Annotated in this window: 18 protein-coding genes; 11 read left to right on the top strand and 7 right to left on the bottom strand. The window is 63.1% G+C overall.

Annotated features, from left to right (window positions below):
* Positions 1-113: 113 nt before the first annotated feature.
* Complete coding sequence (locus tag PBR20603_RS03325) at positions 114-1,070, bottom strand: aliphatic sulfonate ABC transporter substrate-binding protein (RefSeq protein WP_150558320.1); 957 nt, start codon at positions 1,068-1,070, stop codon at positions 114-116.
* A 680-nt stretch (positions 1,071-1,750) separates the two neighbouring features.
* On the opposite strand from PBR20603_RS03325, the gene PBR20603_RS03320 reads away from it, so the two are divergent.
* Positions 1,751-3,994 (top strand): TonB-dependent receptor, encoded by a 2,244-nt coding sequence (locus PBR20603_RS03320; protein ID WP_150558084.1) that lies wholly within the window; start codon positions 1,751-1,753, stop codon positions 3,992-3,994.
* A 152-nt stretch (positions 3,995-4,146) separates the two neighbouring features.
* A complete protein-coding gene (locus tag PBR20603_RS03315; RefSeq protein ID WP_150558083.1) occupies positions 4,147-4,833 on the top strand; it encodes a Fe2+-dependent dioxygenase in 687 nt (228 codons plus the stop codon).
* A gap of 126 nt (positions 4,834-4,959) precedes the next feature.
* On the opposite strand, the gene PBR20603_RS03310 is transcribed toward PBR20603_RS03315, so the two are convergent.
* Positions 4,960-5,520 carry a Spy/CpxP family protein refolding chaperone gene (locus PBR20603_RS03310; protein ID WP_150558082.1) on the bottom strand — a complete coding sequence of 187 codons (561 nt, stop codon included), beginning with the start codon at positions 5,518-5,520 and terminating at the stop codon, positions 4,960-4,962.
* Between the two features lie 234 nt (positions 5,521-5,754).
* Positions 5,755-6,162, bottom strand: coding sequence for a DoxX family protein (locus PBR20603_RS03305; protein WP_150558081.1), 408 nt, complete (start codon positions 6,160-6,162; stop codon positions 5,755-5,757).
* 383 nt (positions 6,163-6,545) lie between these two features.
* Between PBR20603_RS03305 and PBR20603_RS03300 the strand changes: the two genes are divergently transcribed.
* From PBR20603_RS03300 to PBR20603_RS03290, 3 genes are all read left to right on the top strand, one after another.
* The gene (locus tag PBR20603_RS03300) at positions 6,546-7,133 is read left to right on the top strand and encodes a hypothetical protein (protein WP_150558080.1); all 588 of its coding nucleotides are present in this window, start codon (positions 6,546-6,548) and stop codon (positions 7,131-7,133) included.
* A gap of 111 nt (positions 7,134-7,244) precedes the next feature.
* A complete protein-coding gene (locus PBR20603_RS03295; RefSeq protein ID WP_150558079.1) occupies positions 7,245-7,646 on the top strand; it encodes a PaaI family thioesterase in 402 nt (133 codons plus the stop codon).
* Between the two features lie 74 nt (positions 7,647-7,720).
* On the top strand, positions 7,721-8,620 hold the full coding sequence (locus PBR20603_RS03290) for a patatin-like phospholipase family protein (protein WP_150558078.1): 900 nt from the start codon (positions 7,721-7,723) through the stop codon (positions 8,618-8,620).
* A gap of 2 nt (positions 8,621-8,622) precedes the next feature.
* Here the strand turns inward: PBR20603_RS03290 and PBR20603_RS03285 are convergent, their stop codons facing one another.
* Complete coding sequence (locus PBR20603_RS03285; protein ID WP_042113870.1) at positions 8,623-9,633, bottom strand: D-2-hydroxyacid dehydrogenase family protein; 1,011 nt, start codon at positions 9,631-9,633, stop codon at positions 8,623-8,625.
* A 562-nt stretch (positions 9,634-10,195) separates the two neighbouring features.
* Here PBR20603_RS03285 and PBR20603_RS03280 point away from each other — a divergent pair.
* The 3 genes from PBR20603_RS03280 to PBR20603_RS03270 all read left to right on the top strand — a co-directional run bounded on the left by PBR20603_RS03280 (position 10,196) and on the right by PBR20603_RS03270 (position 13,007).
* The gene (locus PBR20603_RS03280; protein ID WP_246174350.1) at positions 10,196-12,082 is read left to right on the top strand and encodes a phosphoenolpyruvate carboxykinase (GTP); all 1,887 of its coding nucleotides are present in this window, start codon (positions 10,196-10,198) and stop codon (positions 12,080-12,082) included.
* Between the two features lie 257 nt (positions 12,083-12,339).
* Complete coding sequence (locus tag PBR20603_RS03275; RefSeq protein WP_174977758.1) at positions 12,340-12,546, top strand: FitA-like ribbon-helix-helix domain-containing protein; 207 nt, start codon at positions 12,340-12,342, stop codon at positions 12,544-12,546.
* 17 nt (positions 12,547-12,563) lie between these two features.
* Entirely contained in the window at positions 12,564-13,007 is a 444-nt protein-coding gene (locus PBR20603_RS03270; RefSeq protein ID WP_150558076.1) for a type II toxin-antitoxin system VapC family toxin, read from the top strand.
* A 33-nt stretch (positions 13,008-13,040) separates the two neighbouring features.
* Here the strand turns inward: PBR20603_RS03270 and PBR20603_RS03265 are convergent, their stop codons facing one another.
* Positions 13,041-13,673 carry a response regulator gene (locus PBR20603_RS03265; RefSeq protein ID WP_150558075.1) on the bottom strand — a complete coding sequence of 211 codons (633 nt, stop codon included), beginning with the start codon at positions 13,671-13,673 and terminating at the stop codon, positions 13,041-13,043.
* Entirely contained in the window at positions 13,670-15,055 is a 1,386-nt protein-coding gene (locus tag PBR20603_RS03260; protein ID WP_150558074.1) for a cache domain-containing protein, read from the bottom strand. Before PBR20603_RS03260 ends, PBR20603_RS03265 begins: the two co-directional genes overlap by 4 nt.
* A gap of 366 nt (positions 15,056-15,421) precedes the next feature.
* On the opposite strand from PBR20603_RS03260, the gene PBR20603_RS03255 reads away from it, so the two are divergent.
* The gene (locus tag PBR20603_RS03255; protein WP_150558073.1) at positions 15,422-17,488 is read left to right on the top strand and encodes a carbon starvation CstA family protein; all 2,067 of its coding nucleotides are present in this window, start codon (positions 15,422-15,424) and stop codon (positions 17,486-17,488) included.
* Positions 17,489-17,505: 17 nt separating this feature from the next.
* Positions 17,506-17,703: a YbdD/YjiX family protein gene (locus PBR20603_RS03250; RefSeq protein WP_150558072.1), complete on the top strand. Its 198-nt coding sequence runs from the start codon at positions 17,506-17,508 to the stop codon at positions 17,701-17,703.
* Between the two features lie 91 nt (positions 17,704-17,794).
* Here PBR20603_RS03250 and hemN read toward each other — a convergent pair whose 3' ends face one another.
* Positions 17,795-19,339 carry an oxygen-independent coproporphyrinogen III oxidase gene (hemN, locus tag PBR20603_RS03245; protein ID WP_246174349.1) on the bottom strand — a complete coding sequence of 515 codons (1,545 nt, stop codon included), beginning with the start codon at positions 19,337-19,339 and terminating at the stop codon, positions 17,795-17,797.
* Between the two features lie 446 nt (positions 19,340-19,785).
* Between hemN and PBR20603_RS03240 the strand changes: the two genes are divergently transcribed.
* Positions 19,786-20,736 carry a LysR family transcriptional regulator gene (locus PBR20603_RS03240; protein ID WP_246174347.1) on the top strand — a complete coding sequence of 317 codons (951 nt, stop codon included), beginning with the start codon at positions 19,786-19,788 and terminating at the stop codon, positions 20,734-20,736.
* Positions 20,737-20,831: the final 95 nt, after the last annotated feature.

Here is a 20,831-nt window from a genome sequence, read left to right as displayed (position 1 = left end):
ATTCCGTTGGGAATACCTGAGAAATTCTCACGATATTGTGGGAATTACGTCATGGCGGTGGGACCGGGCCCAGGCTGCCGTTCCACTGCGCCATGCGTTGCCCGTCGGCGCGGTCAGACCGGCGGGTGCCAGAGGGTGGCGTCGGCGGCATCGACCCGCTTGGGCAGCAGGCCAGCCTGTGTGAAGACATCGGCAATGCGTTGCTGCTCGGCGATGGCGTCGCGCCCTACCGGTTGCACGTCGTAACTGCGCCGTTTGTTAGCGGCTTCGATCGTGGCGGCATCCAGTCCCCAGAGGGGGGCGAGTTGCGCTGCGGCGTCGCGGGGGTTGGTGCGTACCCACTGACCTGTCTCGCGCAACGTCCGGTAGACCTCGCGCAGAACGGCGTCGTGTTCGCGGGCAAACGCGGGCGTCGCGAGGTAGTAGCGCTGATAGCCCGCCAGGCCGCGCGCTGTAGTCAGCGTGCGCACCTTGTCCTGATGCTCGACGCTGGCCAGGAACGGGTCCCATGTCACCCAGGCGTCGACGTTGCCGCTGACGAACGCCGCGCGTGCGTCGGCCGGCGTGAGGTAGGCGGGCTGCACATCGTTGATGCGAAGGCCGGCGCTTTGCAGTGCCACGATCAGCAAGTAATGCACCCCCGCGCCCTTGGTCACGGCAATGCGCTTGCCCTTGAGATCCGCGAGCGTCTTGATCGGTGAGTGTTGCGGCACAAGAATCGCTTCGGCGTCGGGTGACGGTGTCTCGCGTGCGATATAAGCGATGCGCGCGCCCGCGGCCTGCGCGAACACTGGCACCGTGTCGGCCACGTCCGCCGAGAAATCGATGCTGCCTACGTTAAGCGCCTCGAGCAGCGGCAGCCCGCTCGTGAACTCATGCCACGTGAGCGTGACGTTGTGCGGCGCCAAGGCTTGCGCCAATGTGCCGCGCGCCTTGGCGAGCACGATGAGTGTCGACGACTTCTGATATCCGATGCGCAGCGTGAGCGGCGTGGCGGCCGCGCAGGCGTTGCCACTGAGCGCCAATGCCCCCGCTGCACCGAAGGCATGGATGCCGCCGCCCGCGAGCATCGCCGTGCCTGCGCGCCGGAGAAAGTGGCGGCGCTGTGGACGTTGCGGGGCAGCCTCGCAAGCGTGAGCGGACTGGACGGGCAGGGTGGAATCGATCTGACGGGACATGACGCAGTGAGATGGAAGACTGTGACGACGCGGCGCAAGTGCCGCGCAAGCAAGAGATATCCCTTGTATCGCAACGTCACTCGACCACGCCAATAAGCGATTTGTCTTTGGATATCGATGCAGGCGTCATATCGATATGACACCCGCCAGAACGCCAATATCGACAGTCGAAACCGGCGCAGCTCGGCACAACGAACACGATTGCCTCAAAAGCGCCGCAATCGTTGCGGCATTGGTTCTAGGGAAAACCCTTGGTTGAACGGGGCAGTGCGAGCGAATACCGATTCAGTGTCGACGAAGCAATCGCCGTGCTTTCATCACCTTACCGATCGCGCGCACCGAATCGGTGCATATGTATTACCGGATATTACAAGAAAGTCTTTGATTTCATGGGGTTACTGCCAATCGCATGTCTTGTAATGAAAATCATTCCTATTTATATTCGCGCCGCATGTCGAGGGTGACGACCGGGAATGAAAAAAGGCAGCGGTTGTCCTGGTACGTCATCCGTCGGCGCCTTTTCTGCATTCCCGATTCCTCATCCCGATAGCGACGTACTTCGAAATCCGATCATGATGCAACGCAAGCCGCTGGCCCTGGCAATGATGGCGCTTTTCGCCACGCCACTCGCCGTCACCTACGCCTCGCCCGCCATGGCGCAGAGCGCGGACCCGGTGCAACCTCAGGGCGCGCCGCAGAGTGCGAGCCCGGCAGCAGTGGCCGCCACGCCGTCCGCTGCGCTGCCGCAGACCGAGGTGTCCGGTACGTCGATTCGCGACGAGTATCAGCGTGACGTCTCGACCGTCGGCGGCAAGGTGCCCACGGCGATTCGCGATATTCCGCAGTCGGTCACGGTGATCGACAAGGCTGTCATGCAGGCGCAGGGGGCGACGTCGTTTGCCGACGCCCTGCGCAATTCGCCGGCCATTACCATCGGCGGCGCGGAGGGCGGGCAGATTGGCAACAACATCAACTTGCGCGGTTTCGCGGCGCGCACCGACATCTATCTCGACGGATTTCGCGATCGCGGGCAGTACTACCGCGATACGTTCTATCTCGACGCCATTGAAGTGCTGGAAGGCCCGTCGTCGATGCTGTTCGGACGCGGCTCCACCGGCGGTGTGATCAACCAGGTCAGCAAGCAGGCGAATCTCAAACCGCTTAACGAAATCTCTGGCACCCTCGGCACGAACGACCGGTATCGCACGTCATTCGACTTCAACCATCCGCTGTCGGACACCGCCGCCTTCCGCATCAACGGCTTCGCGCAGGATATCCACACCACGCGCGACGTCATGAACAATCAGGACTGGGGCGTCGCGCCAACGCTCAAGCTGGGCATCGGTACGCCCACGCAAATCACGCTCTCGGCGCTCATCGAACATAACCGCGACATGGCGGACTATGGCACCGTGGGCTACAACGGCAGCCCATTGCCGATCTCGAAGCACCAGTTCTACGGCCTGACCAGCGACCGCACGGTGCAGGACGTCGCGAGCTTCACGGCGAAGATCGAGCACAAGGTCGACGACAGCCTGAAGATCACGAACCAGACGCAGTACAGCCGATACGTCATCGACGCCATCGAAACCTCGTCTCACGCCGTCGGCGTGCCCAATGGATCGGGCGGCTTCACGACGCTGCCCACCGGTGCCACGGCAGGTATTCCGTCTTACTCGCTCGATCAGCTCTGGGTGCAGTTGCAAAGCCACGACCGGAAAATTACCGACACGTCGCTGTTCAACCAGACCGATGTCGTGAAGACGTTCTCGACCGGGCCGTTCAAGCACACGCTGATTGCCGGGGCGGAACTCGGGCGCGATACCTACGAGAACCAGGCGTATTCGCGCACGGGCGCCGGACAGGCGACGGGCATGCTGGGCTGGATTCCCGCCGATAGTACGGCGTACTACTCGAATCTGCCGAACGTGACGACCAGCGTTGGCAATCTGGCGCAGGGGTCGGCGGAAACGGTCGCGTTCTACGCGAACGACACTATCGAGTTGACCAAGCAGTGGAAGATCGTGGGCGGTTTGCGCTGGGATCGTTACAAGGCACAGCTCTCGAACTCCATCAGCGCGCCGGGTTATGCGACGCAGACGGTCAACTACACGAGCGTGCGCACGGGGGTGATCTACCAGCCGAGCGAAGCGCAATCGTATTACTTCTCGTACGGCACGTCGTTCAATCCGTCGCTCGAAACGCTGACCGTCACGAACAATACGCAGGCGTTGCCGCCTGAGACGAACCAGTCGTTTGAAGTGGGCAGCAAGTGGAATCTGTTCGACGACGATCTGTCGATCAATACCGCGCTCTTCCAGGTCACGCAGAACAATTCGCGCACGCAGACCGGCACATCGGGCGAGTACTCAAGCGCGGGCAAGGTTCGCATTCGCGGAGCGGAAGTGAGCGCCACGGGCCACGTCACGTCGAACTGGCAGGTGATGGGCTGCTACATGTTCCTGAATTCGCAGGTCTTGCAGGCGAACGACGGCACGCAGGGCAATGTGCTGGCAAACACGCCGCGGCATTCGCTCACGCTCTGGTCGACGTACACGCTCGGTCACTGGGAAGTGGGCGGCGGCATGAACTACATGTCGATGCGCTATGCGGCCAATACGAACCTGATTCGCGTAGGCGGTTACACCCGCTGGGACGCCACCATTGCCTACCACCAACCGAAGTACGACATTCGCTTCAACCTGCTCAACGTGTTCAACAAGAACTACTTCGACGCGCTGATCCAGTCCGATGGCGGACGTGCGGCGCCGGGTATCGGGCGCACCGCGTTGCTCACGGGCACGTATCGCTTCTGACAGGTGCCGGGCGGCGCAGCGCGGGGTGACCGGGCAGCGAAAAGCCGATCGCCGCGTTATCGCCCCTGGCAAAAAATGTCGCACAATACAAGGCGCGAGCCGGTGCGATGCGCCGTGTTCGCGTCTTGCGCTTTCCCGAGGGATGTCAGCCTATGTTGCTCCGTATACCGAATGTGCTCAGCGCCGATCAGGTGCGTTGGGTTCGCACCAGGCTCGACAACGCGGGCGACGCCTGGGTCGACGGGCTCGCCACGGCGGGTTACCAGGGGGCGCCCGTCAAACAGAACCAGCAGATCGATGAGCGTTCGGCCGTCGCCCGCGAACTCGGCGACGTGATTCTCGGCGCGCTGGAGCGCCATCCGCTATTCATCAGCGCCGCATTGCCGAATAAGGTCTACGCGCCGATGTTCAACCGTTACGGCGAAGGCATGCACTTCGGCAATCACGTCGACGGTGCGATTCGTCTGCAACCGGGCAGCGGCATGCGTATCCGCACCGATATTTCCGCCACGCTCTTTCTCACCTCGCCGCAGGAGTACGACGGCGGCGAACTCGTGATCGAAGACCTATACGGCACACATCAGGTGAAGCTGGCCGCGGGCGAGATGGTGCTGTATCCGGCGACGAGCCTGCACCGTGTGAATCCCATTACGCGCGGCTCGCGGGTGGGGTGCTTCTTTTGGGTGCAGAGCCTCGTGAGGGACGACACGCAGCGCACGCTGCTGTTCGACATGGACAACGCGATTCAACGCCTGAATGCGACGGAGGCGGATGAGACCGCACGCCGCACGCTGGTTGGCACTTATCACAACCTGCTGCGTCTCTGGAGCGAGACTTGATTGCTCCTGGGCGCCGTCGGCCGGCATTCTTGCGGCAATAAAAAACGCCCGGCCCCTGCATGACGGCAGGGACCGGGCGTCTCACGGCATGCCGGGCCGTTGTGCCCGGCGGCGCTGGCCTCGCGCTTATTGTGCTTGACTGGCCGGCGCTGGCGTTGCCGGCGCGCCCTTGTGCATCTGACCGCGATGCTGCATCGCCTTATCATGCCAGGCCTTCATCTTGGCCCAGCGCGCCTTGATCGCGTTGCTCACCAGAATTTTCTGATCGTTGTTCAGCCCGTTGTACACGTTCAGCCACGCATCTTCCGTCTGACTGCGAAGCTGACGGTTCTGATCGAATACCTTCTCGCGTGCGGCACGCATACCGGCCAGATCGAGCACCTGCTGGTCCTTCGCTTGCGCGATCATCTGACCGAACTGTTCGCCGTTCTTGCGCATGGCGTCGTGATTCTGCTTCGACGTGTTCACCGCCTGCTGCCAGGCTTGTTCCTGCTGCGCGTCGAGCTTCAACTGATCGTGCAGTTTGCGAATGTCACCGAGCCCCCAGGGACCGTGTTCGCCGCGCATATGGTGCATTGCAGCGTGCGGACCCGTGGCCGGCGCAGTGGCGTCTGCGGCATGGGCGACGCCGAACATCGAGGTGGCGACGAGAATTGCCGACGCGGCGGCGATCTTCAGTTTGCGCATGGTGTTGACTCCTGTTGATACTGCCGGAATTGGCAATTTCAGAGTAAGCCATCGCCACGCTGAACAGGTTGCAAAGTGCAACCGCCGTATTACCCCACGTTACCGACGCCCGCGTATGCAACATTCCGAAACGACTCGGCCCGCCCGTGCCGGCATTCGGCAGGGGCGGGCCGTCACGACCTTCGACGCGATGGGGCGTTCGCGGGCCGGTTCCCGATGGATCCTGTCTTTCGATCAGTCCCAGGCGCCACGGCCGCCGGACACGCTGTAGCGGCCAGCGCCGAAGAGAATGACGCACAGGCCCGCGACCAGATAGAAGCCTTGCAGCTCCAGCGCCCAGCCGCCCGTTTTCGCGAGGTCGCCGAGTTGGCCCAGGTGGACCAGCGAGAAGGCGACGAGCATGTTGCCCACGACAAGCAAGCCGCCCAGACGGGTGAGTACGCCGAGAATCAGCAGCACCGGTGCGAGCACCTCACCCAGGTAGGCGCCATAGGCGAGAAAACCCGGCAGGCCGTGCGACGTGATCATGCCCTCGATGAAGCCGACCCCGTTGATCACCTTACTGACGCCGTGAAACAGCAGCAGGATGCCGAGGGTGAGTCGCAAGATCAGTTTGCCGAGGTCGTCTCTGGTGCTCTGCATGGTGAAGGCTCCTTCTTGGCTTGCTAGTTCGCGTATGGGGGGGATGAAAGATATCGGGGGGCGCGCGACGGTAGGGCGTGCCGGCCAAATGGGCACCACTGTATCAAATCGTTACGGCGCTGTCTGCGGCTGTCTGAACGAATTCAGGGACATAGCGCGCGCCAGGCGGCGCGAGGAGATTACAAGCCGTTACTTTTCGGACTGCCCGGTTACACGATGGCTGTCGGCGCAGCGCTCGTCCGCTTCGTTAATCCGCATAAGGACGCGGTCATTCGCTGGCAATCCCGCCAACGGCTCCGGTCCCGCCAGTTTCCTGAGTACGCATTCTCCAAATCGTGTTCGGGAATTTTGAAAGCACTGCCAAAGTCAATAAGGATTCCATCATGAACGTTCGTAAAACTCTGATCCTCAGCGCCGTGACCGTTGCGCTCGGCGGTGTGTTCGCCTCGCAGGCGTTTGCGCAAAACACCACGACCGAGACGGCGCGCGACGTCAACCAGCAACAGCGCATCGAGAACGGGCTGAAGAGCGGTCAACTGACGACGAAGGAAGCGTCGAGTCTCGAGAAGGGCGAGGCAAAGATCGATCGTATGCAGGCCCATGCTGATCACACGGGTGACACGGCAGCGGAGAAGGCCCGCATCGCGAACGCGCAGAACAAGGAGAGCGCGAAGATCGATCAGCTCAAGCACAACGGCCGGGTGGGGAATCCCACGTCGAAGTCGTCGGAGCGCATGCAGGCCGACGTGCAACGTAACGTCAATCAGGAAAAGCGCATTGCTCAGGGGCAAGCCGCCGGTACGCTGAACAATCGTCAGGCCGGCAACCTTGAGCGCGGGCAGGCCCATGTCGATAGCGCCGAAGCTCGCGCGGGCAAGAACGGTCATGTGAGCGCGGGTGAGCAGGCCGGCATCCAGCACCGTGAAAATCATCAGAACCATAAGATTCATCAGGACAAGACGAACGGATGAGTTGCCGCTGATTACGGTTCGCACGCATGACGTCAGCGCCACCCCTTACCGGGTGGCGCTGCTGTTTTGGGGCTATCATCGGCGTCACAACGAAACCGGAGGATGCTCAGGATGGAGCTGGTGCAAGCGCAGGAAATGCTCGATGGACTCGTCTCGCCGTGGGTGCGGCAACTCAATCTGCAAGTCGAGGCGACCGGGCCGGAGCAAAGCGAATTGCGATTGCCGTTCGACCCCGCATTCAAACACGGCGGCGGCGTCATTTGCGGGCAGGTGTTCATGGCGGTGGCTGACACGGCGATGGTGGTCGCGCTCAGCGCCGCGCTCGGTGGCTTCGAGCCGATGACGACCGTCACGCTCAACACGCAGTTCATGCGCCCGGTGAGCGAGGGCGATCTGCGCGTGATCGCGCGGATTCTGCGTCGCGGCAAGAATCTGGTGTTCGGCGAGATCGAGATTTTCGATGTGTCGGGCAAGATGGCCGTACATGCCACCACTACCTACGCGCTGTTGTAAGCGTTCCGCTTCGAGGCGTTCGGCGCGGATGGCGTCCAAAGCGTAGAGAATGCGATACCACCGGGGGAGACCAAGTGTTCGATCAGATCGTATTTGCCGGCGGCGGCAACCGTTGCTGGTGGCAGGCGGGATTCTGGGAGCGTGTTGCGCGCGACGTGCCGCTGCGCCCGCGAGTCATCACCGGGATATCGGCTGGCGCAGCCACGGCGTGCATGCTGCACATGCGCGCGTCGGACTGGGTCATGGATTACTACCGGCAGGCACTTGCAGGGAATCGCAAGAACGCGTACTGGGGGAATCTGCTGCGCCGTGAGCGAGTGTTTCCGCATTACCGCATTTATCGGCAGGCGCTGCTCGACATCTATGACGGCCAGCTCGACAAGCTCGCCGCCGGGCCGGAAATTCGTGTGGGGGTGTCGCACATCCCGCGCTGGCTCGGGCCGCGCACGGCGACGGCGGCAGGACTGTTGGCATACAACATCGACAAGCATGTACGCCGCACGCTGCACCCGACGCTTGCCCGGCAACTCGGCTTCACGCCAGAATTCGTGCGTGCGCAGGACTGCCGCTCTACCGAGGATCTGGCCGATCTGATGCTGCAATCGTCATGCACGCCGCCGTTCACGCCGATTTTGCGCCGCGGTGGACGGGCGGTGCTCGATGGCGGCATGGTCGACAATGTGCCCGTCGACGCGCTCGATGCCACGCCCGGCCAAGTGCTCGTGCTGGTGACCCGGCGCTATCCGCGGCCGCAGATATTCACGCAGCATCACGCCGGGCAGGACCGGCTTTACGTGCAGCCGTCCGTGCCCGTACCGATTTCCAGTTGGGATTACACGCGCCCCGACATGATGGGCCCGGCGTTCGAATTGGGCCGAAAGGACGGCGAGACGTTCCTGCGGCATCTGGATACGATGAATCAGGGCGCGCCTCGCCGGCTTGACAGGGGCTGCGATGGGGGTAAAGGGCGCTAGCGTTATCGGCCGAACCCGAGCAGTGCCGCCGGGTTCGCAACGTGAGCGCGGTCGCCGTTCAGGAAGTCGACGATGTTCTGGAAAGCCACGCGGAAATACAGTTCGTAGCTCTCACGCTCGACGTAGCCGATGTGCGGCGTACACACGCAATTCTCCAGGCGCAGCAGCGGGTTGCCTTGCAGAATCGGCTCGCTCTCGAAGACATCGATGGCCGCCATGCCCGGACGGCCGCGATTGAGTGCCGTGATCAGCGCGTTTTCTTCCACCAGTTCCGCCCGGCTCGTGTTGACGAACAGCGCGGTCTGCTTCATCTGCAGCAGATCTTCGAGCTTGACGAGGTGACGCGTCTCGTCGTTCAGGCGCAGATGCAGCGACAGCACATCGCTTTGCGTGAAGAGTTCTTCCTTGCTGTTCGCCACGCGCAGGCCGTCGGCCGCTGCGGCTTCACGCGACCCCTCACGGCCCCACACCATCACTTCCATGCCGAACGCACGGCCGTAGCCCGCCACGAGACGGCCGATCTTGCCATAGCCCCAGAGACCCAACGTCTGGCCGCGCAGCACCTGACCCAGACCGAAGTTCGGTGGCATGCTCGACGACTTCAGGCCGGATTGTTGCCAGGCGCCGTGCTTGAGGCTTGAGACGTATTGAGGAATGCGGCGCTGGGCGGCCATGATCAGCGCCCAGGTGAGTTCGGCCGGCGCGATGGGCGAGCCCACGCCCTCGAGCACGGCCACGCCACGGGCGGTGCAGGCGTCGATGTCGATGTGATTGCCGGCGCGTCCGGTCTGGCTGATGATCCGCAGACGGGGCAGTTTGTCGATGAGCTGCGCCGTGATGGCGGTACGCTCGCGAATCAGCACGAGCACTTCGGCTTCGCCGACGCGGGCGGTGAGTTGCCCAACGCCTTTGACCGTGTTGTTGAAGACTTTGACGTCGTGACCGGCCAACAGGGAGAAGCAGTCGAGCTTGCGAACGGCGTCCTGATAGTCGTCGAGAATGGCAATTTTCATGGCAAAACGTAATCGGATCGGCGCGGGACCGGGAAAGTCCTGCGCAGACGGAACAATTGTCGGAGGCCGCCGCACTGGCGGGCGTTCTGGTCGTGGACATGGGCGGCGTCTATCGGGGCAAATCCCCTGCCGTCCTTGTTGCGACGCAGCACCGGCGCGATTTGCGCGGTGGTATGCTGACGCCTCGTTTTGCATAGTATGGCAGGTGTCCTGGCAACCATGGCGAAACCGCCTCAACACGATGGCAAAAAATCGAATCCACCCCGCAAACGCAAGCCGGATCTGGTGAACGAGACGCCTGAAGCGCACGTATCGGTGCGCCTGTTGCCTCCTGCCTTCCCGCGTGTGTTGTTACGTGCGTCGCAAGACGCGCCACACGCGCCTCACTTCACGCGGCCCGAGCCTGCGAGCGCCCTGATTGACCGCGCCCGCAGTAATTGCCGGGGCATTTCCACCTGTCTGGTATCCCCAACCGGATGGGCCGCCCGGCGATCCAAGGTGCCCGCGCGACGGACGCTCGCCGTCCGCATCGATTTCTAGACTCTGCATGGAGACAACCCCCATGACGCAAGCCAGTGTGAGCGCCAGCGCGCTCAACGCCTCCTCCTCGTCCAACGTCGCCACACGTGATCTGCCCGCCTGGGTGCGTCACAGCAAGCTGATCGACTGGGTGTCGCGCATCGCGGCGATCACCCAGCCCGAGCGTGTCGTCTGGTGCGACGGCTCGCAGGAGGAATACGACCGTCTGTGCGAACAGATGGTGGCCGCCGGTACGATGAAGCGGCTCAACCCCGCCAAACGCCCGAACTCGTTCCTCGCGCTGTCCGATCCGTCGGACGTGGCGCGCGTGGAAGATCGCACGTTCATTTGCAGCGAGACGCGCGAAGACGCAGGCCCGACCAATCACTGGGTCGATCCGCGTGAAATGCGCACGACGCTCGATGGCCTGTTCCAGGGCTGCATGCGCGGCCGCACGATGTATGTCGTGCCGTTCTCGATGGGGCCGCTCGGCTCGCCGATCGCCCACATCGGTGTGGAATTGTCCGATACGCCTTACGTGGCCGTGAACATGCGCATCATGACGCGCATGGGGCGCGACGTGTACGACGTGCTCGGCACCGACGGCGAATTCGTGCCGTGCGTGCATACGGTCGGCAAACCGCTCGCCGCCGGCGAGAAGGACGTGGCATGGCCGTGCAACAACACGAAATACATTGTCCACTTTCCCGAAACCCGCGAGATCTGGAGCTACGGCTCGGGCTACGGTGGCAACGCGCTGTTGGGCAAGAAGTGCTTCGCGTTGCGCATCGCCTCGAAGATGGGCCGCGACGAAGGCTGGCTGGCCGAACACATGCTGATCCTCGGCGTGACCTCGCCCGAGGGCAAGAAGTATCACGTGGCCGCAGCGTTCCCGTCGGCGTGTGGCAAGACCAACTTCGCCATGCTGATTGCGCCGAAGGGCTTCGAGGGCTGGAAGGTCGAGACCATCGGCGACGACATCGCCTGGATCAAGCCGGGCAAGGACGGCCGTCTGTACGCGATCAACCCCGAAGCCGGCTTCTTTGGCGTGGCACCGGGCACGAGCGAGAAGACTAATCCGAACGCGCTGGCGACGCTCGGCGCGAATGTGATCTTCACCAACGTGGCGCTGACCGACGATGGCGACGTCTGGTGGGAAGGTATGACCGACACGCCGCCTGCGCATCTGATCGACTGGCAGGGCAAGGACTGGACGCCCGAGAGCGCAAAGGAGACGGGCCGCAAGGCGGCGCATCCGAATTCGCGCTTCACGGCACCGGCGTCGCAATGCCCATCGATCGATGCCGACTGGGAGAACCCCGCCGGCGTGGCAATCGATGCGTTCATCTTCGGTGGCCGCCGCTCGACGACGGTGCCGCTGGTAACGGAAGCACGCGACTGGACCGAGGGTGTGTACATGGCCGCGACGATGGGCTCGGAGACGACAGCCGCGGCGGCGGGTCAGCAGGGCGTGGTGCGCCGCGATCCGTTCGCCATGCTGCCGTTCTGCGGCTACAACATGAGCGACTACTTCCAGCACTGGCTCGACACCGGCGCGCGACTCGGCAAGACGGGGGCGAAGCTGCCGAAGATCTACTGTGTGAACTGGTTCCGCAAGGGCGCCGACGGCAAGTTCGTGTGGCCGGGCTTCGGCGAGAACATGCGCGTGCTGGCATGGATGCTCGGCCGTATCGATGGCACGGCGCAGGGCGTGGAGAACGCGTTCGGTATCACGCCGCGTTACGAAGATCTGAACTGGAACGGTCTGTCGTTCACGCAGGCGCAGTTCGACGACGTGACGTCGATGGACCCGGCCGCATGGCATGAGGAGCTGAAACTGCACGCCGAATTGTTCGACACGCTCAAATACCATCTGCCGCAGGCGCTGCTCGACACGAAGGCCGACATCGAGCGGCGTTTGAAGTCGTGATTCGTCTGATCGTCAGCATGATGGCGCGCTGATCGTGCGTGATTGCCGGTTGCGCCGGTAACGCCAGGGCGGTGCGCACAGTGGTCCCACCGAGGGAAACTTCGGTGGGATTTTTTATTGCCTTGTGATCATTCCGAAAGGTGCGCCGGACAAGGTTCTGGCCGGTTTTCGAAAGTTCTCCGGTGCTAGCATTTCTCCTGGGGTTCGGGTGTTCGATTCGGACGGCGATTTCTGGTTAAGTACGGAGAGAGGCGCTTATGCACATGATGCTGATTGAGGGGATTGATGAGCCGCTGATGAGATCGATCCGGTCTCGCGCGGCGCTGCATGACAGAACGCCGGAGGCAGAGGTGCTGGCGATTCTGGATAACGTGGCGAGAGTTCCAGGGTTTCGGTGCATTGGAGAAGCGATCATGAACTTCCCTAATGTCGGACTCGATAGTGATTTCGAGCGTGGCAATTGAGCCAGTCGAGTCCCGCAATGTATCTGCTTGATACGAACGTGATCAGTGAGTGCAGGAAACTGGGTGGGGGCGACGTTGGGGTGCAACGATTCATTCGTCACACGACGCAAAACGCGATACCCCGCTACCTGTCGGTCATCACGCTTGGGGAATTACGACGCGGGGCGCTCTTGCTCCGTTACCGCAACGATCCGCGTCAGGCGACGCTTGTCGACAATTGGGTGACGACGGTGCATCGCGATTTTTTGGAGCAGATTCTCCCCGTTGATTTGAGCGTCTGCAACATGTGGGCCCGTCTGCGAGTCCCCCATCAACAACATCCCATCGACAAGCTGATCGCTGCGACCGCGCTAGTTCACAAGCTCATCGTAGTGACGCGCAACGTCAAGGATTTCTCCAATACTGGTGTGGAGGTGTACAACCCCTTTCAGCATGGATCCCGTGATGGATTCCGCACGTGATCTCATGAAGGCGCGTAAGAACGCCGCGTTGCGTCACAGCCGATTCTCCACCGCGAACTTGATCAACTCGGCTTGCCCTTCGATGCCGAGCTTGCGCTTGATATTGAGCCGGTGTGTCTCCACTGTCCGGACCGACAAATCCATTTCCGTCGCAATCTGCTTGTTTGCCAGTCCGCGCGCGATACGCGTGAGGATTTCCCGTTCTCGGGGCGTGAGCGAATCGATGGGGGCATGCGAAGTCGAGGCCTGCACCACGCGCGCGGCAATGGCGGCGCTGTAGTAGGCGTCGCCGCGCGCTACGCGTTCGATGGCGGTCACGATCTCGTGCGCAGGTGCGTCCTTGAGCACGTAGCCGCGTGCACCGGCACGCACGGCCTGACGCACATACTCGGCGTTGTCGTGCATCGAGAGTATCAATACGGCGATGTGCGGAAACTGCTCGCGAAACTGCGCCGTCAGTTCGATGCCATTTGTGCCGCGCATGCTGATGTCCATCAACGCGAGATCCGGCGACGATGTCGTCGCCCGCATGAGCGCCTCCTGCGCGTTGCCCGCTTCTCCCACGACCTGAAGATTGGGAGAGGCATCGAAGCGCGCACGCAGTCCGTCGCGTACGAGCGGGTGATCGTCGATCAAAAGCAATCGGATGGGATGAGCTTGCATCATTTGCGTGTGGTTGCGCGAAGCGCCGCTTTCACCGCGGCGGGCGTGAGGGGTACCCACGCGCTGATGGTGGTGAGGCCGGGCCATGACTGAATGCCGAGCACGCCGCCGACGGCATCGAGACGCTCGCGCATGTTGCGCAGGCCAATGCCGTGGCTGGGATCGTGGTGCACGTCGGTCACATCGAAACCGCGCCCGTTGTCGGCAATCGACAGATGAATGCCGTCGGATTTGAAGATCAGCAGGATCGAGACGTGCGACGCCTGCGCATGGCGCTCGATGTTGGTCAGCGACTCTTGCGCGATGCGGTAGAGCATCGTCTTGATGTTGTCGTCGAGAACAGGCGCGTCGCCTTCGACCGTCATTTCGACGGGAAGCCCTGCGTGTGAGCCGAACTCCCGCGCGAGCTGATCGATGGCGGCGGCCAGCCCGAGATCGTCGAGCATGGCCGGGCGCAGCGCCTGCGAGATCCGGCGCACCTCGCCGAGCGTGCCGTTCAGCCGCTCGATGGCAACGCCCAGCGTGGTGCTGGCCGCGGCGGGTGAACCCGGCAGACGCATCGATGCCGACTCGAGCAGCAGCTTGACCGAGACAAGGAGCTGGCTGATGCCGTCGTGCAACTCGCGCGAAATACGCGAGCGCTCCAGTTCCTGCGACTCCACGACCTGACGCGCCAGTTGACGCAGCTTCGCGTCGGCGGTCTTGAGTTCGGTGATGTTCACGACGAGCCCGCACAGACCCACGATCGCCAGACACGATGACGCGATGAGCGTAATCCAGATCAGGGTACGGTCGATGTTCTCCTGCGCCCGCTCGTCCGACTCACGCAGTGTGGCTTCGACATCGTCGAGATAAATGCCCGTACCGATCATCCAGTTCCAGCGCGGCAGGGCAATGACGTAGCCGAGCTTCGGTGTCATTTGCTGGCGGGACGGCTTATCCCATGCGTACTGCACGTAGCCCCCGCCCGCGCGCGCAGCCGCGATCAGGCGTTGGATCGTGGGGGCGCCCGACGCGTCCTTGAGCGACCAGAGGTTGTGGCCGACAAGCTCTGGTTGACGCGGGTGCATCAGGCTGCGGCCTTCGAGATCGTAGACGAAGAAGTAGCCGTCCTTGCCGAACTCCATGCGGGCGAGGGTGGCGAGGGCCTGCTCGCGCGCGGCGGGAGTGTCGGGGCCGTTGTACAGCGGTTCAATGGCATTGCGCGCAAGACCCACGTAATGCAGCAGCTCGGCCCGCTTGCTGGCCAGCGATGTGGTTTGCACGGCGTCGTGCTGCGCGCGCGAAAGCTCGTTGCCTTGATGTCGTACGGCCAGCGCAATGGCGACCATCGCCAGCGCGACCGGTAACAGCGCCAGGACGAAAAATTTCTGTCGGAGATTCATGGCGTTCGAAAAGCCTGCAATGCCGTATGTCACAGCATTTGGCTACGTAGTAGCACGTAGCGGATCTGCGTAGTTCCGCGCTTGTGGCGCAATGGGCAAACGCCAATACTACACGCCGAATCGTGGCCGGGGCTGCCGAGCGCAGCCCGCAAGCGTCTCGCACGCGTCGCGCAAGTTCGCATGCCGGCATGCGGCCTCTGTGCAGATCGCCGCCGGTCCTCGCTGTAGGCAGACCCCCGAAAGAGGGGCGTTCGCAGTGAGCCACGATTCGAGGCGTCTCGATGGCGCCGAATCAAGAGGCGGGACAGTGCCGTAACGGCACCGTCCCGGGTTGCTGCCCGAAGGAGGCAGTTCCGAGGAGAGACAATGAATCGCATCTGGCAACAACTGCCCTGGGCAGCGGTGGCCATCGTCGGCGCGTGCGCGCTTGGCACGGTGGCACTATCGCGCGGCGAAACCGTCAGCGCACTCTGGATCGTGATCGCAGCCATCTGCGTTTACCTGATCGCTTATCGCTTCTACAGCAAGTTCATCGCCACGCGTGTGGCGCAACTCGACGGCACGCGCATGACGCCGGCCTGGCGTCATAACGACGGGCTCGACTACGTGCCGACCAACCGCTACGTGCTGTTCGGTCACCACTTTGCCGCGATTGCCGGTGCAGGACCGCTCGTCGGTCCGGTGCTCGCCGCCCAGATGGGCTATCTGCCGGGCATGCTGTGGATTCTCGCCGGGGTGGTGTTCGCCGGCGCCGTGCAGGATTTCATGGTGCTGTTCATCTCAACGCGCCGCGACGGCCGTTCGCTGGGCGATCTCGTGAAGTCCGAACTCGGCATGATCCCCGGTGTGATCGCGTTGTTCGGCGCGTTCCTCATCATGATCATCATTCTCGCCGTGCTGGCGCTGATCGTGGTCAAGGCGCTCACGGGGTCGCCGTGGGGCACGTTCACCGTTGGGCTGACGATTCCGATCGCGCTCTTCATGGGCATCTACACGCGTTTCATCCGTCCGGGCCGCATCGGCGAAGTGTCGATCCTCGGCTTCGTGATGCTGATGGCCGCGATCTACTTCGGCCAGAGCGTGCATGACAGCGCTGCGCTCGCGCCGCTGTTCACGTTCGACGGCAAGCAACTCACGTGGATGTTAATCGGCTACGGCTTCGTCGCGTCCGTGTTGCCGGTATGGCTGCTGCTCGCCCCGCGCGACTATCTGTCGACGTTCCTGAAAATCGGCACGATTCTGGCACTGGCCATCGGCATTCTGGTGGTCGCACCTGAGCTGAAGATGCCGGCGCTCACGCAGTTCGTCGACGGCAGTGGCCCGGTCTGGTCGGGCAAGCTGTTCCCGTTCCTCTTCATCACGATTGCGTGCGGTGCCGTCTCCGGCTTCCACGCATTGATCTCGTCGGGCACCACGCCGAAGCTGCTCGATAACGAAGTCAACGCGCGCTTCATCGGCTACGGCGGCATGTTGATGGAATCGTTCGTGGCCATCATGGCGCTCGTCGCAGCGTCGGTGATCGACCCGGGCGTGTACTTCGCGATGAACAGTCCGGCCGCCGTGATCGGCACGACGCCGGAAGCCGTGGCGCAAGTCGTCTCCGGCTGGGGCTTCTCGATCACGCCGGACGTGCTGCGAGCCACCGCACACGCGGTCGGCGAGAACACGATCATCTCGCGCGCCGGTGGCGCACCGACGCTGGCCGTCGGCATGGCCCACATCCTGCATCAGGTGGTGGGCGGCGAGGCGATGATGGCATTCTGGTATCACTTCGCGATTCTGTTCGAGGCGCTGTTCATTCTGACGGCGGTCGATGCAGGCACGCGTGCCGGCCGCTTCATGCTGCAGGATCTGCTCGGCACGTTCGTCCCGTCGCTCAAGCGTACGGAATCGCTGCCCGCCAACCTGATTGCCACGGGGCTTTGTGTGGCAGCGTGGGGTTACTTCCTCTATCAGGGCGTGGTCGATCCGCTCGGCGGCATCAACACGCTGTGGCCGCTGTTCGGTATCTCCAACCAGATGCTGGCCGCCATCGCACTGATTCTCGCGACTTGCGTGCTCTTCAAGCTCAAGCGTGAGCGCTTCGCCTGGGTGACGATCCTGCCGACGCTGTGGTTGCTCGCCTGCACGCTCACGGCCGGATGGCAGAAGATGTTCGATCCGGATCCGAAGGTGGGCTTCCTCGCTCACGCGGCGAAGTATCAGGCCGCGCTGGCCGACGGCAAGCTGCTCGCTCCGGCGAAGTCGGTGGCCCAGATGCAGCAGATCGTGTTCAACGACTACGTCGATGCAACGCTCGCCGGTATCTTCATGTTTGTGGTGGTGGCTGTGGCGGGCTTCGGTCTGCGCACCATCCTCGCGGCGCGCCGGGCCAACAAGCCGACGGCCCGGGAAACGCCGTTCGAGCCGATGCCGGCAGGCCGTCAGGTCTGAGGCCGGAGGAGAACGCCATGCTCGATGAAGTCGGCAAGGTCGGCCGGTATCTGGGACAGGCCATGCGCCTGATGGTCGGCCTGCCCGACTACGACACGTACGTGGCGCACATGCGGGCCACGCACCCGGATCAGGAGGTCATGAGCTACGAGGCCTTCTTCCGCGAGCGGCAGGAAGCGCGCTACGGCGGCAAGAGCGGTGGACGATGCTGTTGACGCGCCGATAGCCTTGCCACGTCGACGTCGATAATGAAAACGCCCGGTGCGGTTTGCACCGGGCGTTTCCTTTTGTGGCCAGCGCTCGTGCTTACATGACCTTCGCACAACGTGCGTTCGCAGCGCTGCGGCGATAGCCGTCGAAGACTTGCGCCACGACGCGCACCAGCAGGCGCCCGGCGGGCAAGATGCGCAGCCCGCGGGCGTCGATGGCCACCAGACCGTCGGCGGCCAGACCGGCCAACTCGCCCAGTTCGCTCGAGAAGTAAGTGACGAAATCGATGCCGTGCCCCTGCTCGATGTCGGCGAAGCTGAGCGACATGTGGCACATCAGGCGGGAAATGACGTCGCGCCGGATATGGTCGTCTTCATCGAGGCGCACGCCGCGCGTGATCGCGAGGCCACCGGCATCGATGGCTTCGTAATACGTCTTCAGCGTCTTGGCGTTCTGTGCGTAGCTGTCGCCCACACGGCCGATGGCCGACATGCCGACGCCGACGAGATCGCAATCCGCCCGCGTGCTATACCCCTGGAAGTTGCGATGCAGGGTGCCCGCCGCTTGCGCGCGTGCGAGTTCGTCGTCGGGCCGTGCGAAGTGATCCATACCGATGTGGACATAGCCCGCGGCGCTCAGCCGGGCGATGATCGTCTGCAACAGCGCCAGCTTTTGCCGGCCGTCCGGCAGGGCGTCGGGCAGGCAGCGTTGCATCTTGAACTGCTCTGGCAGATGCGCGTAACTGAAGACCGACAGGCGTTCCGGCGCCATCTCGATCACGGCGTCGAGCGTGTTCGAGAAAGACTCAGGCGTCTGGTAGGGCAAGCCGTAGATCAAATCGAAATTGACCGACCGGAAACCGCAACTGCGGGCCGCGTCGAGTGTGGCTTCGACCAGTGCGCGTGGCTGAACGCGATGAATGGCCTGCTGAACGCGAGGGTCGAAATCCTGCACCCCGATGGACAGGCGATTGAATCCGAGCGCCCGCAAGGCGCGAATCGACGCGGGACCCGCGCTGCGGGGATCGATCTCGATGGAGTACTCGGCACTGTCGTCGGACATCATCACGAAGTGGCGGCCGATGGCGTCGATCAGCGATGTGATCTGTTCCAGTGCGAGAAACGTAGGCGTGCCGCCGCCCCAGTGCATCTGCGCGAGCGCGCGGCCGGCACCGAGCAGCGACGCCTGGCGCGCAATCTCCGTGTGCAGGCGCTCGACGTAGGCATCGGCATGCGCACGGTTGTGGGTAACGACTTTGGTGCACGCGCAGTAAAAGCAAACGGTGTCGCAGAACGGAACGTGCACGTAGAGGGAGAGCGGCGCGCCGGTGCGCTTGGACTGGGCCGCCGCGCGCGCGTAGTCGCTGGCGCCGAAGTCGTCGCGAAATTGCAGCGCCGTGGGGTATGACGTGTAGCGCGGCCCGTTGACGTCATACCGGCCCAGCAGCCGTGCATCGAAGTGGATCGGCGCACGCGGGATGGCCGGGGCCGCTCGCGACGCCAGGCGCGTTGCGCACCGCGATTGCCCATGGCCTTCGGTTGACGCGTGCGACTTGCAGCCAGGGCAGGGCGAATCAGTGGGCGATTCGCCGGTGGCGGAGGCGTTGGCACACGGCGTCGACAAAAGGGGGAGGGGGTTCATGACGAAGCCTGTAACAATGGGTGATATTCGACTGTAACTTTGTGGTGAACACCCCGCTCTGACCTGCGTCAAACCTCCCGCTGGCAACCGGGACGCTGCGCGCGAAGGGCATGATCGAGCACGAAGCTGCGTGAAATCCAGCGTTGAACGCAGGCCCGAGCGTTGCGATGCGCATGCAATACGGCAGCCCTGCACGGAAATCATTGCCGTGTCAGGCAAATTTTGGCCGTCTACGGTAAGCTAGCGCCTTATTGAAGAAGTCTCCCCGCCGTGTCGACACCCCTGGCGGCACGCGCGCGGCTCGCCCCGGAATGCTCCGCGGCGGCGGCCCGACCGGTGCCCGTGGGTATCCACAGTGCCGGTGAACCACCGGTCCGCCCATGCTCGTTTTTGCCGGAACGACGCGGCACATCACGATTGGAAAGAACACGGACCGACTGCAATCAATGCGCGTTTTCGTCAAAGTGGCTGATAACGGGAGCTTTGCCCGTACCGCCGCCCAGATGGATCTGTCGGCCGCCGTGGTCACGCGGCATGTCGCGGAGCTGGAGTCGCACCTCGGCGTGCGTCTTCTCAACCGCACCACGCGCAGCCTGTCGCTGACCGGCGCGGGGCAGGTGTATCTCGAGCGCTGCCGGCAGATCATCGACGAAGTCGATGAGGCCGACGCCCTCATCTCCAGCGCTTCGCGCGATCCGAAAGGCACCTTGAAGGTCGTCGCCCCGGTCTCGTTCGGCTTGCGCAACCTCGCGCCGCTCGTCAAGAAGTATCAGGAGATGCACCCGAAGGTGGTGGTCGATCTCACGCTGACCGATCGTGCAATCGATCTGGTAGAAGAAGGCTACGACTGCGGCATTCTGCTCACCCGCATGATCAACAGCGAAAGCCTGATCTCGCGTGTGCTCGCCGAGACACGCGTGATGCTGTGCGCGTCGCCCGCTTACATCGCCGAGCACGGGGAACCGGTGACGCCGCAGGAGTTGGGCGAGCACGGCGTGTTGGGCCTGCCAAACGACTTCTGGAGCGACGATCGCGTGTTCTCCGGTCCAGACGGCGAAGTGCGTGTGCGCGTGCAGAACAAGTTCATCTGCAATAACACCGCGCTGCTGCGCCAGTCGGTGCTACTGGGACACGGCATTGCGTTCCTGCCCTCGTATCTCGTGGGCAACGACGTGCGCGATGGCGACCTCGTCGCGCTGCTGCGCAATTTCTCGCAGACACCGGTGGATGTTTCGCTTGTCTATCCGAGCCGCAAGTATCTGTCGGCCAAGACGCGCGGCTTCATCGACCTGACGGTGGAATATTTCCGTCAGAACGAAGGCATTTCGGCTGCCGAGCGTTGGGTGCCGCCCAAGCTGCCGTCACCGACGCCGCCGATCACCGAAATTCCGGTGTGACGTCGTTCGCGCCACCAGATGGCAAAACGGCCACTCCCGTGAGGAAGTGGCCGTTTTTTATTGCCCCGGTGCCTCGTTGCCCCGCGTGCCCCATG

It is taken from the genome of Pandoraea bronchicola, assembly GCF_902459805.1.
Taxonomy (GTDB): domain Bacteria; phylum Pseudomonadota; class Gammaproteobacteria; order Burkholderiales; family Burkholderiaceae; genus Pandoraea; species Pandoraea bronchicola.
This window is presented reverse-complemented; position numbering and strand designations above follow the sequence as displayed.

What these genes read in the sequence shown, in the direction of transcription:
- PBR20603_RS03315 (WP_150558083.1), top strand. Translation starts at nt 4,147, where the DNA reads ATGTTGCTCCGTATACCGAATGTGCTCAGCGCCGATCAGGTGCGTTGG.
- PBR20603_RS03295 (WP_150558079.1), top strand. Translation starts at nt 7,245, where the DNA reads ATGGAGCTGGTGCAAGCGCAGGAAATGCTCGATGGACTCGTCTCGCCG.
- PBR20603_RS03300 (WP_150558080.1), top strand. Translation starts at nt 6,546, where the DNA reads ATGAACGTTCGTAAAACTCTGATCCTCAGCGCCGTGACCGTTGCGCTC.
- PBR20603_RS03240 (WP_246174347.1), top strand. Translation starts at nt 19,786, where the DNA reads ATGCGCGTTTTCGTCAAAGTGGCTGATAACGGGAGCTTTGCCCGTACC.
- PBR20603_RS03285 (WP_042113870.1), bottom strand. Translation starts at nt 9,633, where the DNA reads ATGAAAATTGCCATTCTCGACGACTATCAGGACGCCGTTCGCAAGCTC.
- PBR20603_RS03325 (WP_150558320.1), bottom strand. Translation starts at nt 1,070, where the DNA reads ATGCTCGCGGGCGGCGGCATCCATGCCTTCGGTGCAGCGGGGGCATTG.
- PBR20603_RS03255 (WP_150558073.1), top strand. Translation starts at nt 15,422, where the DNA reads ATGAATCGCATCTGGCAACAACTGCCCTGGGCAGCGGTGGCCATCGTC.
- PBR20603_RS03260 (WP_150558074.1), bottom strand. Translation starts at nt 15,055, where the DNA reads ATGAATCTCCGACAGAAATTTTTCGTCCTGGCGCTGTTACCGGTCGCG.
- PBR20603_RS03270 (WP_150558076.1), top strand. Translation starts at nt 12,564, where the DNA reads ATGTATCTGCTTGATACGAACGTGATCAGTGAGTGCAGGAAACTGGGT.
- PBR20603_RS03305 (WP_150558081.1), bottom strand. Translation starts at nt 6,162, where the DNA reads ATGCAGAGCACCAGAGACGACCTCGGCAAACTGATCTTGCGACTCACC.
- PBR20603_RS03250 (WP_150558072.1), top strand. Translation starts at nt 17,506, where the DNA reads ATGCTCGATGAAGTCGGCAAGGTCGGCCGGTATCTGGGACAGGCCATG.
- PBR20603_RS03280 (WP_246174350.1), top strand. Translation starts at nt 10,196, where the DNA reads ATGACGCAAGCCAGTGTGAGCGCCAGCGCGCTCAACGCCTCCTCCTCG.
- PBR20603_RS03320 (WP_150558084.1), top strand. Translation starts at nt 1,751, where the DNA reads ATGATGCAACGCAAGCCGCTGGCCCTGGCAATGATGGCGCTTTTCGCC.
- PBR20603_RS03310 (WP_150558082.1), bottom strand. Translation starts at nt 5,520, where the DNA reads ATGCGCAAACTGAAGATCGCCGCCGCGTCGGCAATTCTCGTCGCCACC.
- PBR20603_RS03265 (WP_150558075.1), bottom strand. Translation starts at nt 13,673, where the DNA reads ATGATGCAAGCTCATCCCATCCGATTGCTTTTGATCGACGATCACCCG.
- PBR20603_RS03275 (WP_174977758.1), top strand. Translation starts at nt 12,340, where the DNA reads ATGCACATGATGCTGATTGAGGGGATTGATGAGCCGCTGATGAGATCG.
- hemN (WP_246174349.1), bottom strand. Translation starts at nt 19,339, where the DNA reads ATGAACCCCCTCCCCCTTTTGTCGACGCCGTGTGCCAACGCCTCCGCC.